Annotated in this window: 13 protein-coding genes and 3 pseudogenes; 5 read left to right on the top strand and 11 right to left on the bottom strand. The window is 60.4% G+C overall.

The window, feature by feature from the left end; genetic code table 11:
- Positions 1-282 precede the first annotated feature (282 nt).
- Positions 283-1,365 carry a histidine kinase dimerization/phosphoacceptor domain -containing protein gene (locus FJW08_RS18870; protein WP_140762590.1) on the top strand — a complete coding sequence of 361 codons (1,083 nt, stop codon included), beginning with the start codon at positions 283-285 and terminating at the stop codon, positions 1,363-1,365.
- A 47-nt stretch (positions 1,366-1,412) separates the two neighbouring features.
- Here the strand turns inward: FJW08_RS18870 and FJW08_RS18865 are convergent, their stop codons facing one another.
- From FJW08_RS18865 to FJW08_RS18840, 7 genes and pseudogenes are all read right to left on the bottom strand, one after another.
- Positions 1,413-2,249, bottom strand: coding sequence for a DUF3618 domain-containing protein (locus FJW08_RS18865; RefSeq protein ID WP_140811832.1), 837 nt, complete (start codon positions 2,247-2,249; stop codon positions 1,413-1,415).
- Entirely contained in the window at positions 2,246-2,638 is a 393-nt protein-coding gene (locus FJW08_RS18860; RefSeq protein ID WP_140762585.1) for a phage holin family protein, read from the bottom strand. Before FJW08_RS18860 ends, FJW08_RS18865 begins: the two co-directional genes overlap by 4 nt.
- Positions 2,635-3,246 (bottom strand): hypothetical protein, encoded by a 612-nt coding sequence (locus tag FJW08_RS18855; protein ID WP_140811831.1) that lies wholly within the window; start codon positions 3,244-3,246, stop codon positions 2,635-2,637. The genes FJW08_RS18860 and FJW08_RS18855 overlap by 4 nt, the downstream gene beginning before the upstream one ends.
- Positions 3,247-3,253: 7 nt before the next feature.
- On the bottom strand, positions 3,254-3,499 hold the full coding sequence (locus tag FJW08_RS18850) for a hypothetical protein (protein WP_140811830.1): 246 nt from the start codon (positions 3,497-3,499) through the stop codon (positions 3,254-3,256).
- 127 nt (positions 3,500-3,626) lie between these two features.
- A complete protein-coding gene (locus FJW08_RS32430; protein WP_181182968.1) occupies positions 3,627-3,836 on the bottom strand; it encodes a hypothetical protein in 210 nt (69 codons plus the stop codon).
- 50 nt (positions 3,837-3,886) lie between these two features.
- A pseudogene (locus tag FJW08_RS32980) lies at positions 3,887-3,982 on the bottom strand (catalase); the annotation flags it as partial.
- 176 nt (positions 3,983-4,158) lie between these two features.
- On the bottom strand, positions 4,159-5,145 hold the full coding sequence (locus FJW08_RS18840) for a hypothetical protein (RefSeq protein ID WP_224616671.1): 987 nt from the start codon (positions 5,143-5,145) through the stop codon (positions 4,159-4,161).
- A 277-nt stretch (positions 5,146-5,422) separates the two neighbouring features.
- On the opposite strand from FJW08_RS18840, the gene FJW08_RS18835 reads away from it, so the two are divergent.
- Complete coding sequence (locus FJW08_RS18835) at positions 5,423-6,595, top strand: glycosyltransferase (RefSeq protein WP_140811829.1); 1,173 nt, start codon at positions 5,423-5,425, stop codon at positions 6,593-6,595.
- Between the two features lie 2 nt (positions 6,596-6,597).
- On the top strand, positions 6,598-7,758 hold the full coding sequence (glf, locus tag FJW08_RS18830; protein WP_140811828.1) for a UDP-galactopyranose mutase: 1,161 nt from the start codon (positions 6,598-6,600) through the stop codon (positions 7,756-7,758).
- A gap of 82 nt (positions 7,759-7,840) precedes the next feature.
- Here the strand turns inward: glf and FJW08_RS18825 are convergent, their stop codons facing one another.
- Complete coding sequence (locus tag FJW08_RS18825; RefSeq protein ID WP_140762570.1) at positions 7,841-9,010, bottom strand: beta-glucosidase; 1,170 nt, start codon at positions 9,008-9,010, stop codon at positions 7,841-7,843.
- Between the two features lie 306 nt (positions 9,011-9,316).
- On the opposite strand from FJW08_RS18825, the pseudogene FJW08_RS18820 reads away from it, so the two are divergent.
- Together FJW08_RS18820 and FJW08_RS32975 are read left to right on the top strand one after the other, a co-directional pair.
- Positions 9,317-10,202 (top strand): annotated as a pseudogene (locus FJW08_RS18820) (MBL fold metallo-hydrolase).
- 239 nt (positions 10,203-10,441) lie between these two features.
- Positions 10,442-10,891, top strand: coding sequence for a YidB family protein (locus FJW08_RS32975; protein ID WP_318013020.1), 450 nt, complete (start codon positions 10,442-10,444; stop codon positions 10,889-10,891).
- A gap of 20 nt (positions 10,892-10,911) precedes the next feature.
- On the opposite strand, the pseudogene FJW08_RS18810 reads toward FJW08_RS32975, so the two are convergent.
- From FJW08_RS18810 to FJW08_RS18805, 3 genes and pseudogenes are all read right to left on the bottom strand, one after another.
- Positions 10,912-11,709 (bottom strand): annotated as a pseudogene (locus FJW08_RS18810) (Tn3 family transposase); the annotation flags it as partial.
- 91 nt (positions 11,710-11,800) lie between these two features.
- Positions 11,801-11,929 carry a hypothetical protein gene (locus tag FJW08_RS33280; protein WP_263498875.1) on the bottom strand — a complete coding sequence of 43 codons (129 nt, stop codon included), beginning with the start codon at positions 11,927-11,929 and terminating at the stop codon, positions 11,801-11,803.
- Positions 11,930-12,122: 193 nt separating this feature from the next.
- Positions 12,123-12,920, bottom strand: a complete 798-nt coding sequence (locus tag FJW08_RS18805; protein WP_140811826.1) for an ABC transporter permease subunit — start codon at positions 12,918-12,920, stop codon at positions 12,123-12,125.
- Position 12,921: the final 1 nt, after the last annotated feature.

Genomic DNA, 12,921 nt, shown 5'->3' with positions numbered 1-12,921 from the left:
CCTGGTCAGTTGGCCTGCAACGTTAGCAGAGACTAATGGTTGCAGTGGGTTTTTGCGAATGATGCAATCAGGACATCTTCTGCATCTGGTGGCCGGCAATGCAATGCCAGAATCAAGCTGAACTATCTTCGCGATGGCCTGCATTTCACCATGGCGCTGCCGTTGCGCGAGACCAGGCTGGTACCGGCCTACTCCTGATGCCGCTGAAAGTGCCGCTTTGGCGATAGCTCGCGCATCGCTTCACTGATATTGGTGCAGTCTAGAAAACTCTGGACGCAGCAGATGACATCGGATTCAGATATGGCGGAAACGGTCGGGCAGCTGCTGGAAACGCCGGACCTTGCCAGCGCGCTGGAAAGTGAACAGTTCAAGAAGTTTCTCGACCAAGTGCCGATTGCAATCGCCGTTTCGGATCTCGGTGGGCTGGAACGTGTGGTCTATGCCAATCCGGAGTTCGAGAAGCTCTCCGGCCTGAAGGCGGCCGCGCTCGCCCAGAAGCATTGGGCGGCACTTTCCGGTATTGGCCTCCACCAGCAGAAGGACCGCGCGCTGTCCGGTGCGGTGGTCGAAGAGACCGATTTCGTCGGTACGTTCCGGCTTGAGCGGGCCGAGGACAACCCCGCAATCGTCGACGTCTATTCCAACGTCATTGAGGATGACGGCGGCAAAGCCTGCTTCCGGCTGGTCGCACTGGTCGACGTCTCGGTCCATGGCGAGGCCGAAAGTGCGCGGACGATCGAAGAGCGCGTCCGCGAGAAGGACACGCTACTGCGGGAATTGCAGCACCGGGTGAAGAACAATCTGCAGATGATTACCGCCCTGATACGCCTCGAAACGCGCAATGCGACCGAGCCGGACCGCGAGCGCTTCGAAAGACTGGCCGGCCGCGTCGACGCCCTGGCTATTCTTTATAAGACGCTGTCGGGCGAGGAGCACAAGGAGGAAGTCGATCTCGGCGTCTATCTGAGCCAGATCGCGTCCGCCGTAATGGCGTCGCATGCTGTCGAGGGCATTCGCCTCGACATGAAGGTTGATACCTACCCGGTTTCGGTCAACGTTGCCATGCCTGCTGGCCTGGTGGTCAACGAACTGCTGACCAACGCGCTCAAACATGCATTTCGCGGGCGTGACAGCGGCACGATCACCCTGCACAGCGTCGTTAACGACGATGGCTGCCGTGTCGTCGTCGCCGATGACGGCATCGGGTTGCCGGAAGGCGAGAGCTGGCCCAAGCAGGGCAAGCTCGGCGCGCTCATCGCCCAATCGCTGACAGAGAACGCCAAGGCTGAGTTCGACGTGACTTCCAGCGCTGACGCGGGCACCCGAGTCACCATTGTGTTCAAGCGCTCTGCCGCGGCAGCATAGATTGCAACCCAAATGGTTCGTCTGCTCCCACGTGGGAACTAGAACACCTAGGATTTTTGCTCTGACGGAGAAATCCGTTCACGTACGGACCGCTCCGCCGAGTCAGCCGCGGATTGGACGACATCTCCAATTTGGTCGGCCACCGTGCCTGCTTGTGTGTCCTGCCGTCCAGCTTCCTGCTTGATCGTCTCGTAGGCCTCTGCGGCAACTTGCTTGGCCTGATCGAGGCCTTGCTCGAGCATGCCCTCCGAGGTGTCGCGAAGCTTCTCGCGATATCCGCCCAGTTGCTCATCCTCGATTGCGGTATGGGGCAACATGGCGCCTATCGCGGCGCCGATGGCGAGACCGACCGCCGCAACGGCCAGGGGCTGATCATTCAATAGCTCATGCGCCGAGCGGCTGGCTTTCGCAGCCATGTCGCCAGCCGCCGATCCTGCATCAGCGGCGTTGCTCGTCAGTCCCTCCGCGATGCCCTTTGCCCCGCTCGATATGGTGCTCCCAACGCTGCTTGCGGCTGACGAGACCGATCCAGCAGCGTCGGAGAGCGGGCTGCCCAAGCCGCCGCCCTCCGCCTCGTAGCGCCCACTGGGCGGTGTAGGCGTCGCATAACTGGCCGGGCGGTTGCTGCCGTTCGACGGACCACTGCCCAGCATCAGCCAAGCCAGGCCGGCGCCCACCATGGTCACGGGCAAAGGATTGTCCCGGACCTGGGTTCTCAGGTTGTTGAGCATGGCCGAACTCTCTCCTCCGGAGAAGATCCCGGTGAATTCATCCAGCAATTGTCCCGGTGTCATCTTGCCTCGAATGGATTCGGCGGTTTCCACCACCCTGGCGCGCGCGGCCTCCGCCTCGCGTTCAAGTTCGGCTGCGGATTTCTCGGTCATCTCACTTGTTCCTTGATCACATTCGCGTCGCGCCTGAGCTGTTCCTGCGTCCGGTCGGGAGTAAGTTCGGAAGGCGCCATGCTTGCCGTCCCCGTGCGCAGCAGGATAACGCCAAGAATCGCTACCACCACGCCGACCAGCAGTGAGGACCACCCGGCGCCCAGCCCTGCCCGAGTCAATGCGATGACCAGTGCTTGCAGCAGCACGATCAGAGCCGCGAGCAGGCAGATTGCTCCGCCCAGCACCTCGGCGGCGCCAGCTCCCGTCTTGGTGAGCTTTTCTGAAAGCTCCGCCCGCAGAAGCCTGGCTTCGGTTTGCACCAGCGTGGTGACGTTTTGGGCCAAGTCGGTCACCAGGGTCGCGAGGCTGGGATTGTCCTGCGTGTTCATCTGTCTTGCTCCGCGTGCTGCGTGGCCAGATCGTCATCGGGGCGGCCATATCCTCGGGAGCCGTCTGTCGACCGATCAGCAGATCGAACGGTCTGCGAGTTGGCTTCTCCCGAGGCACTCCGAGATGCCTCGGGGCTTGTCGGTGGGGAGGCTTTGATGAACCGTCCAAGCGCCAATCCAGCCAATACGGAGCCAGCGAGCAGGACACCGGGGTTTTGCCGGCCGAAGGACTGCACATCCTCAAGCACCTGCCCCAACGGTTTTTGTTTCAACGAGGAGGAAAGCCGCTCCAGTCCGCCAGCGGCCTCCAAGGCAAATTTCGATGCTGTCCTTTCATCATGGTTGGCTAGGTGATCGCTGGCCGCCCGTAGCGCGCCGCCCAACGCCGCCAAGCTCGACCCGATGTCGCGCTGCGTTTCCTCTGCCTTGTCCGACATGACCTGCGTGGCTTCTTTTGCGTAGCCGCCAGTCTTGCGGGTCAGTTCGTCGCGCGCATCGTGAAGCAACTCGCTCGCGCGCTCTTTTTCCCGGCCAACCCTGTCGGAAACGTCACTTGTCGCCTTGTCGAAATCTGCGGGTTTACGGCCCTGGCCGTCATTGCGTTGCATGGATCACCTAGTGAAAACCGAGGAAGGAGAGGACCGCGAGCACGACAACGACGAGGCCGATAAGATAGATGACACTGTTCATTGCACGTTCCTCCGTGCTGCCCAACTTCATGGAACCTGCGATGTTCCGTTGACGAAGAGCTTTTTGCGATTCAAGGGCGATGCAGGGGAAGCTTGGTCCGGACACCGCAGGCAAGAGCGGCGTTGCCGCGGGGCCTCGGTCCAGTTCTCCAGCACAGCTGCCGATCGCCAAGTAGATGAATCCTCGCTCGACATCGTCGCCGGCAGCACGCCATCGCGGAAAGACAGCGTGCGCTGGCTTCTCCAGCGAGCACTGGCCAACATACCGACCATCAACATCGATCCCTTGGGACGCATTATCACACGCCGCTCGAGTGACGCACGTCGGCTACTCGTTCGACGTCCTGCCGCAGCTCATTCGCGATGTCTTCGCCGGGCTTCGTCAGCCGGAGGCGTCTTGACGGGAGGCCGCCACCCTCGAGTGCGAACGGGACAAAGCGGAAGCGGTGGCTTTCGCCGCCGCTTCCTGCCTGCGATTTTACCCATTCGGCTGCCTTCCTGTCGAACATCTGCCCAATTTGCGCACCAGGGCTTGGCCGGGGCGGCGAGAGCATCGGCGCACTCCGTCTATGGCCTGCCGTAAGGCGGGAGCAAAGAGTGGGTTCGACGCCTCGACTCGAACCGGGAACTGCAATTTCTTGTCGGTGTGATACATGGCCGACTGTTTGTTTGCAGCTAGCCGAACCTCAGCCTGGACGCATTCCGCCCGGGCAGCCGTTTAATTCCGAAAGAACTGGCAGCGGATCGCCCCCCTGTCAGCAGAGCTCAATTGCCACGACGCGGGGCCGTGCCGGCCGGTCGAACGCGGTGGCGCTGACCGTCGGCCCGGGATTAGGCAACCTTGGAAAACAGAGCGACGTCACATCTGGCCAAGCCGTAACGCCACCGGTGATCGGTCGCGGCAACCCGGCTTTGGTAGAACAGTGAAAGTTGGCTGCCTTCTATCATCACTGTCGAATGACCATTCTCTCCGGGCTGGCCTGGTTCGAGCACCGGGCCGATCGACACGTAGGGTCCGGCGACGTCATCCGCGATGGCGAAAAATACGCGCTGACGGTTCCCACGAAGGCCATTTGGGAGAAAGCAAGTGGCGTTCAGAAGCACGCGGCCATCTGGTAACTCGACCAGCTGCGCACCCTCTATGCCCCATTCATAGTCGGGATCCTCTCTCGTATTGTGATGAGGAACATCAGCATGATCGAGTATCTTGCCTATCCGCTTCCAGGGACCGAACCACGAGTCGGACTGGCTGCGTGCGAGATAGATGTCGGGCTGCGGCACCCTGTTGAATTTTGGCATGGCAGAGTAAGCGAGATAGCGCTTGCCGCCGATGACCGCGGGGTGTGGATCGTAGATTCCATCCTCCTCCGTGTCGGGGATGGCGAGAATGGCCGGGGTGAGAACCACCCAATGGAAGCCGTCGTTGGAAACCGCATGCTCGCAACGGCCGCCGGATTTCATGAACTCGGTCTGGATGAACATGTGGAAGACGCCACTTTCGTGGATGACGCCCGGAGCCGCGACCCCCGTCCCGTTGATGGGAAGCTCGATCGCTTCGTGCTCGGTCCAAGGCCCATAAAGGTCGGGCGCCGTCGCGTGCAGGATTCTCCACGTCTCGGTCGTTACCGTCCCGCTTGAACCGAAGACATGCCACAGCCTGCCATCGAAGACGGGGCATGGGTCCTTGAGGTCATCCACGCTCTGCGGATGAAACAGCGGAAACACGTTGGTATCGAAGGTGATCTTCATCTCAGTCCCGGAATTTGCCTTGCCCTGGATCCCCAGCGATGCAGGCGAATCAATTTGGATGTCCCGCATATTTTATAGCCAGCGAGTTCAACACAAATACGGCAAGGGCGGTTCTCTACCAGCAAACCTGATCGGGAGCCTTCCGATGGCCCGTCCCCTCCGGCTGCCATTCTCCCCCGCGCAGCCAGCGCCCATCCAAAGCAGCGACCGAGGCTGTTTGTTTCAACTTGGAACAACTCACCTGCACGAAAGTTAGGAGCTGAAACCGAAGTTTAATTCTTCGTCATTCACGATTAACAAATGTTAGTCGCAACATAAACGACCGTCTATAAAAAGGAATATCTCAATGGAAGCAGCCTTGAGCAGGGCAACCGCTAGTAAACATGCTGGCAGGCAAAATCTTCTGGTTTGCTTCTCCCATTTAAGGTGGAATTTCGTTCATCAAAGACCGCAGCATATCCTCACTCTCGCGTCCATGCAGCAGAGAGTGGTCTACTTTGAAGAACCCCTTTTCGAAGAACTGCCGCAGCCGGTGATACGGAAAAGCGAGGCCTCGCCAAACATTCTGATTGTCACACCAGTGCTCCCGCTCGGCACGTCCGCCACGAAAGCAGATGCCGTGCAGCGGAGATTTGTTCAGCAGACAATCGCTTCTATGCCGCACAGCCGGCTTATCGCTTGGTATTACACACCAATGGCTCTTCGCTTCACGGAATACCTTGTGCCGGACGTATGCGTCTATGACTGCATGGACGAACTCTCCGCGTTCAAGAATGCACCACCCGAACTCGGCCAACTGGAAAAGGCACTTCTGCGCCGCGCCGATCGCGTTTTTACAGGCGGCCTAAGCCTGTTCGAGAACAAACGTCATCTGCATCATGCGATCTATCCCTTCCCGAGCAGCATCGATGTGAGCCACTTTCATAAGGCAAGGAAGCCGGGCAAGGACCCAGCCGATCAGACCGGAATCCCTCACCCGAGGGTAGGGTATTTCGGCGTAATCGACGAGCGGCTGGATGTCGATCTCGTGGCTCAAGCGGCGGAGACCATGCCGGACGTGCATTTCGTCATGCTCGGCCCGGTGGTCAAGATCGACCCCGCAGACCTGCCCCAGGCCGAGAATCTTCACTGGCTGGGCGGGAAAGGTTACCGCGATCTGCCCGACTACCTGCGCCATTGGGATGCGGGCTGGATGCCGTTCGCACTCAATGAAGCGACCCGGTTCATCAGCCCTACCAAGACGCCGGAGTTCCTGGCGGCGGGCCTGCCGGTGATCTCGACGGCGATCGTCGACGTGGTGCGCAGCTACGGCGCCGCTGGACTGGTGGAAATCGCCGACCCCGATGATCTGGAAATCAAGCTGCGCTCCGTTCTTTTACGGCCGCGTGAAATGCTTATGCAGCAAGTCGACGCCTACCTTGCGAACACCTCGTGGGAGCGAACATGGAACGCCATGGCAGCTCACATTGAGCGCGCCTATCAAGGCAAAAAGGTCGTCCCTCTTCGCAGGAGTGCTTAGCCATGTTCGATTGGCTGGTCGTCGGGGCGGGTTTTGCCGGCAGCGTGCTTGCCGAAAGAATAGCCTCGCAGCGTCACGAGAGCGTTCTGCTGGTCGATCGCCGCGGCCATGTCGGCGGCAACGCCTACGATTGCTACAACGAAGCCGGCATCCTCATCCACCGCTATGGTCCGCATATCTTTCACACGAACAGTCAGGCGATCGTGGGGTATCTGTCGCAGTTCACCGAATGGCGGTCATACGAGCACAGGGTGTTGGCGGCGGTGGACGGGAAGCTCGTTCCGATCCCGATCAATCTCGACACGATCAACCGCCTTTACGGTCTGGACCTGACCTCGGCACAGTTGGAGGATTTCTTTGCGTCCCGACGCGAGACTGTGGAGGATGTTCGCACGGCGGAGGACGTCGTCGTCAGTACCGTCGGACGCGAGCTCTACGAAAAATTCTTCCGTGGCTACACAAGGAAGCAATGGGGCGTCGATCCCAGCCAACTGAGTAAATCTGTGACAGCACGAGTGCCGACCAGGACCAACCATGACGACCGCTATTTCAGCGACAGCTTCCAGAAAATGCCGGCCGGCGGATACACAAGGATGTTCGAACGCATGCTCGATCACCCGAACATCAAGATCATGCTGCATGCCGATTTCCGCGAAATTCGTGAGAAGATTCCGTTCAGGCGCCTGATCTATACCGGACCAATCGATGAATATTTCGGGTGGCAGCTCGGGCATCTTCCCTATCGCTCGCTGCGTTTCGAGCACGTTACACTGGACTGCGAACAGTTTCAGCCGGTTGCCGTCGTCAATTATCCGCAGACGCAAGACTACACTCGCATCACGGAGTACAAACATCTCACCGGCCAGCAGAACTCGCGGACCAGCCTGACCTACGAATACCCCACGGATATCGGAGATCCGTACTACCCGGTGCCGCGGGCCGAAAACGAAGCGCTGTACAAGCGCTATGAAGCACTCTCCGCAACCTGTTCGGACGTGTGGTTTGTCGGACGCCTGGCAACATACCGCTACTACAACATGGATCAGGTGGTCGGACAGGCTCTGGCTACTTTCGATCGCATCCAAAAAAGCGTCCCGGAATGGGCAAGCCCGGGAAAGACGTTGGCGGACTTGGCAATAAGTTCCCCTGCACATAAGGGCTAAAGGCGGCTGGGGAACCGCAAAGAACTCATCCAGCACCGCGGGGCGGGCAGGCGCCCTCCCCTTGGTGTTGCCGGCCACACCTTCAGCGCGTCAGATTCGGCGCGAACAGATATTGCTGACGGACCAGTTCGTCCGCGATTGGCTGGCACAGACGTCGCGTGCCATCCGCCTGGATGACCGAAAACAGCCCCACCTCCGCATGTCGGGAATTATCCCACCCGGGGTAGGCGGTTATCGGGTACAGGCAAATACCCTCGATCGGCGCTTGGAGGCTCATCGCCGCACGCACCTCGTCGCAGACATAGTGGAGCCAGGCCGGCCCGCCGGATCCCTCCGACCCGGTCTCTGCGATGAACATCGGCTTGCCGTATCGATGAGCGGCCTCCATCAACATTTCCGACAGAGCACGGTACTCGTGGTGCCCCATCGGAATAGTCGGCCCATTTATGTACCATTGATTGTGCGGGTAGAAATTCAGGCCAACGGCGTCGACAACATCTTCGCTCCCGCCCAACTCAGGTTCGACGCGGCCCAGCAACATGTCGTAAGCCTCGAACTGTCCCAATCGGGCGTTTTCGGCCCGGCGCCTTTCGCCTCGGGTCCGGTCGCGTGGCGCGATATGGATGAGCGGCTCGGCCCAGACAAATCTGCATGCCGGGTCGACTTCCCGCATTGCACGAACACCCGCGATGGCGGCCTTGACGAGATGCCGCTTGAACCATCCCCGTTTGTTCGGCCCCACGCGCGGGAAATAGCTGACCTCAACAGCCCAGGCAAAGAAGGAGATCTCGTTGATTGGACACAACAGAGGCGATGTTCCGGTAATCGAGCGGTGCACCCTCACGGCCTCGGCCGCAAATGAGGCATAGGCATCGATGAAATGCTGCGACCCCTGATCGACGTGGTCTGGGGATCCGTAGTGGAAGATGTCCCAGATGACCTGGACACCTGCCGTTTGGGCTGCCTCGACCATAGGCGCCCAACTTGACCAGTCATAAGTTCCGGGAGCGGTTTCGATCAGGTGCCAGCGCAACCCGTCGCGGATGGTGCGAAGGCCGAGTTCGGCGCAGCCGCGGTAGTCGCCCAGGGCATGCAAATTATGCGAGGTCGCACGAATAAGGTCGAGGCGAACGCCGTCCTTGCGCCGATGCGAGGAGCATTCAAAGCCCGCCATGAAAAAACTGGCAAAGCGCCAAGCACCGGAAACCGAAGCATCCACCTCCTGGCCCTTCGTGCGTGCCGCCTCGTTCATTCGAAGTCTCCTTTGGTCAGTCGGCTTCGCACTCGGCCGGATTGTTCGGAGCGAGAACTGCCTTGGCGAAAACGCATCCGATCGGGCAAGCAGCATCCCCCTGCTCAGTTCGGCATACCCGTCATTCTTACATGACCGAGTAGTGCCGAACCGATTGGTCGTGTCTTTGTTCCGGTGGTCCACCGTCCGGTAGCTGAGTGGCGAAGGCAAATCAGGAACAAGGCGGCCGGAGCCAAGTTCGGGGATGTACCACCGGCATCGATCAGCTCGGCCGGATGCTCGCAAACAACAGAGGCACGGGATCATATGACCGTTCAAATTCGACTTTCCGATATCGACCGCGCCAGGCGGGAGGATCGTGGCGACGGCGCTTGGAGTATCGCACCAGATCTGGGCCATTTGCGATTGGCAATCGTCAATGTCGTGTTCTTCGGCGCACCGGGCAGCGGAGATCGCAAATGGGTGCTGCTCGATACAGGGTTGCCGACGTCCCGGAGCAGCATCCTTGCGGTCGCGGAAAGCGCTTTGGGACTGACACGCGGCCGGCCGCGATCATCTTGACTCACGGCCATTTCGACCATGTGGGAACGGTTCTGGACCTGCGAATACGTGGGACGTGCCTGTCTTCGCACACCCGCTCGAGCGTTATCTGGACGGAACCATGTTCTATCCGCCACCGGACCCCTGTGGGGGGTTGGACTGATGGCATTGCTTTCGCCGCTCTTTCCATGCGGCCCGATCCGATCTTGGCGACCGCTTGGTGTCCTTGCCTGCCGACGGATGGATCCCCGGGATGCCCGGATGGCAATGGCTGCACACGCCGGGACACGCCTCGGGGCATATCTCGCTCTGGCGGGAGGAAGACCGCTCGCTGATCGTGGGGGACGCTTTCATCACCACGGGTCAGGAGTCGGTCTATGAGGTCGCCGTTCAGGATCTCGAGATGCACGGTCCGCCACGCTATTTCACGCCCGACTGGGATGCGGCGGAAAGATCGGTGAAGCACATGGCCGCACTGAAGCCGCAGATGGTCATCAGCGGACACGGGACGGCGGCTGCGGGCGTGGGCATGCGTCAAGCTCTCGACAGCCTGGCTGATCGGTTCAGGCAGTTGGCCGTGCCGCCGAAAATGAAATTCGTGCGCGAGCCAGCGTCCCAGATAGCTAGGGCAACCGATCCGCCATCGTTCTGAAAATAGGTCAGATTGGGCCGACTCTATCTCTCGACCGGTAGAGTTTCCCGTCGAGTCGGGCGCCCCTGCATCGTTCACCGACAAACTCCGACAAGCGGAACAAACCCGGGAGGCGCCGGTTAGGAGGTTCGATCGACGCAGGGCGGCAGCCAAGCGCCGGAAGGACGCGTCCTCTCCGGCGGCGAGCCGACCGGCAGTTATTCGAGCCCGAACGCGTCGGCATTCGCCAAGACTCGCTCATGCCAAACCGCGGAGGAGACCAAATGGCAAATCTGGGAAGACTGGCGATCGCGATGCTTCGCGTTTTGGCATACCGAAGTCGCGACAAAGTCTGTGAATTGATTCCGGGAGCGGGGTATCTTAACCCAAACGATCCGCAACGCAGAATTCTGGCTCAGATAACTAATGGCGTGTCGAGGGCTGACCTTGGTCAGATCCTCGACCGATTCAGGGAGCTGGGCGCAGGATCTAAAGTCGACTCGTGGGTTGGCAACGGCCCAAACCAACCAATCGAGCCAAGGCTCGTCGAAGCGGCGATGGACGAAGGTACACTGATGTCCATGTCGGTGCAGACGGGTCTTTCGCGCGAGGAGCTAATCAGAAGGATTACGCGGGACCTACCCGAGACAGTCAACGAAATGACGCCGAATGGTGAATGGCTGCCTGAATCAACACAAGGCTTGGGATAAGTCGACCTTGCTCGACAATGTGTCCTAGGATGCGTGAATTGGTCGGCAAAACCAGTCCGATCGTGCACTTCCCTCAGGAGATCCGGCACCTCAACCATTGGATACATATCGCTGATCTCGGCATTCAGTTCCTCGGCGGCGGCAGGAACTTCGCCAGCGGTCGGTGTGACGATCAACGTCCCGGCTTCAAGGCGAACACCTTCGAGCTTCCCTGACCGTGCTCTGTGCGCCAGGCGCTTCAGATTGAAGTCGAGCATCTGCCGCGCTTCGGCGAGCCAAGCCGCGCCATCACGCTGGACGCCCAATCCGAGCCGATCCTCTTCCTTCATTGTGGTGAATGCCGACCGCGGCATCAGGGGCTCATCGATCGGCCGGAAGGATCGGCTGCCGTCGACCCAAATGTCTGCAGATCTAAGCCTGTCTCGCAAAGCCGCGAGCGTTGCAATCTCGTAGACACGGCGATCAGGCTTTCCCTGTTCGAAGATGAGCCGTAGATCGGCTTGGCTGAGGTGGGTGACTGGGACGCGATCCGGGAGCGTCCGACGCCTCTCGGCATACAGGCGTTTCAGCAGCGAAATTGCCGCAAGAAGCGGATCGTGTCGCCGCGCCGATTGGAATGTGAGCGTCCGCAGAAAAGCACCGGCATACTTGTGCACGGTTGCATACTGTTCGGCCGCCAGGGCCAAAGGTGCCGCCTCGTTGTCCTCGACCATCGACTCAAGCTCAGGCTTCATCCGCAGCAACCGGTGCCGTCCGACTTCCTGATCGAGTACCTCCAATGCGTTCTGGCCATAGTCATTGGCAGACTGCAGGGCGGTGAAGCGGCCGCGCTGCGCCTGCGCGATGTACATGTTCATGCGAACGTGGTGCTGGCCGGGGACCATTTCGGCCGGACCGCCGGCCCCTCGCCTATCCGGGTATGATCGAGCGCCCCGATGACCGCGTCGCGCGCTCGATCGTGCCGGCCTCGTTCACCGCCGCTTCCCACATCCTGATCGCCCGGTAATGGCCGGTGCAGCCGCTGCCTGCCGTCAACATCGCGCTGCCGGGGAACCGGTCGCTGTATCGCCGCAGGAGCGCGCGGCCAAACGGATCGTCGTCGAGGCACCTGTACAGGCCCTCGATCTGCTCGAACGGGGCAAGATTGAAGAAAATTCTCGTCGAAATAGGTGCAGATAGTCCGCTTCGACGGTTTGCTTCTCCCGATCGCAATCTCGCTGAATTCAATTTGCTACGAACCGGTGGCGCGTGCGGTGACGCGCTCGAGTCCGAGGAGCAGGACCAGCGTTGCCACCACCAGGATCATGGTCAGCGCCGCTCCGGCAAAGATGTCGCCGCGATCTGTGAGCGAGAAAATCGACACCGGCAGCGTCACCCAGCCTGGCGGATAGACCATCACGGTCGCGCCAAGCTCGCCCATGGAGAGCGCGAAGCTCAGCCCGAAGGCGGCGACAAGGTAAGGCGCGAGCAGAGGCAGCGTGACGTGCCAGAGCCGGTAGGCCGGCCGCGCGCCAAGGCTCGAGGCCACCTGTTCGAAGTCGGGCGATAGCCGTGCCAGACCGGCCGAGACATTGCCGAAGGTGAAGGCCGAGATCAGCACGAAATGGGCGATCATGACGATCGCGATCGTGCCGTTGAGCAGCAGCGGCGGATGACTGAAGGCAACCAGCAGGCCCAGCCCGACCGACACCGAAGGCACGGCGCTGGGGATGAAAAACAGCAGGCCGAGCAGCCGTTTCAAGGAGTGCCCCTGGAGGCGAAGCGACAGTGCCGCCCATGTGCCGCTGACCAATGCCAGCGCACCGGCCAGGAAGCCGGTGATCAGACTGGCCTTGACCGAGTTCCAGGCCGACCCTTTGACCACATCGGTGTAATGCTCCGTCGTCAGGCCATTGGGCAGCACGCCGTTCCACTGGTCGGCGAGACTGGACAGGAGGATGATCGCCAGCGGCGCCAGGAACAGCACGCCGAAGATCAGCGCGAAGAGCATCCACAGCACGATGCGACCAGGGCGCGACCAGACCAGCATT

This window comes from Mesorhizobium sp. B3-2-1, from assembly GCF_006439515.1.
Taxonomy (GTDB): domain Bacteria; phylum Pseudomonadota; class Alphaproteobacteria; order Rhizobiales; family Rhizobiaceae; genus Mesorhizobium.
This window is presented reverse-complemented; position numbering and strand designations above follow the sequence as displayed.

What these genes read in the sequence shown, in the direction of transcription:
- FJW08_RS18825 (WP_140762570.1), bottom strand. Translation starts at nt 9,010, where the DNA reads ATGAACGAGGCGGCACGCACGAAGGGCCAGGAGGTGGATGCTTCGGTT.
- FJW08_RS18860 (WP_140762585.1), bottom strand. Translation starts at nt 2,638, where the DNA reads ATGAACACGCAGGACAATCCCAGCCTCGCGACCCTGGTGACCGACTTG.
- FJW08_RS32975 (WP_318013020.1), top strand. Translation starts at nt 10,442, where the DNA reads ATGCCAAACCGCGGAGGAGACCAAATGGCAAATCTGGGAAGACTGGCG.
- FJW08_RS18865 (WP_140811832.1), bottom strand. Translation starts at nt 2,249, where the DNA reads ATGACCGAGAAATCCGCAGCCGAACTTGAACGCGAGGCGGAGGCCGCG.
- glf (WP_140811828.1), top strand. Translation starts at nt 6,598, where the DNA reads ATGTTCGATTGGCTGGTCGTCGGGGCGGGTTTTGCCGGCAGCGTGCTT.
- FJW08_RS18805 (WP_140811826.1), bottom strand. Translation starts at nt 12,920, where the DNA reads ATGCTGGTCTGGTCGCGCCCTGGTCGCATCGTGCTGTGGATGCTCTTC.
- FJW08_RS18870 (WP_140762590.1), top strand. Translation starts at nt 283, where the DNA reads ATGACATCGGATTCAGATATGGCGGAAACGGTCGGGCAGCTGCTGGAA.
- FJW08_RS18855 (WP_140811831.1), bottom strand. Translation starts at nt 3,246, where the DNA reads ATGCAACGCAATGACGGCCAGGGCCGTAAACCCGCAGATTTCGACAAG.
- FJW08_RS32430 (WP_181182968.1), bottom strand. Translation starts at nt 3,836, where the DNA reads ATGTTCGACAGGAAGGCAGCCGAATGGGTAAAATCGCAGGCAGGAAGC.
- FJW08_RS33280 (WP_263498875.1), bottom strand. Translation starts at nt 11,929, where the DNA reads ATGTTGACGGCAGGCAGCGGCTGCACCGGCCATTACCGGGCGATCAGG.
- FJW08_RS18840 (WP_224616671.1), bottom strand. Translation starts at nt 5,145, where the DNA reads ATGCGGGACATCCAAATTGATTCGCCTGCATCGCTGGGGATCCAGGGC.
- FJW08_RS18835 (WP_140811829.1), top strand. Translation starts at nt 5,423, where the DNA reads ATGGAAGCAGCCTTGAGCAGGGCAACCGCTAGTAAACATGCTGGCAGG.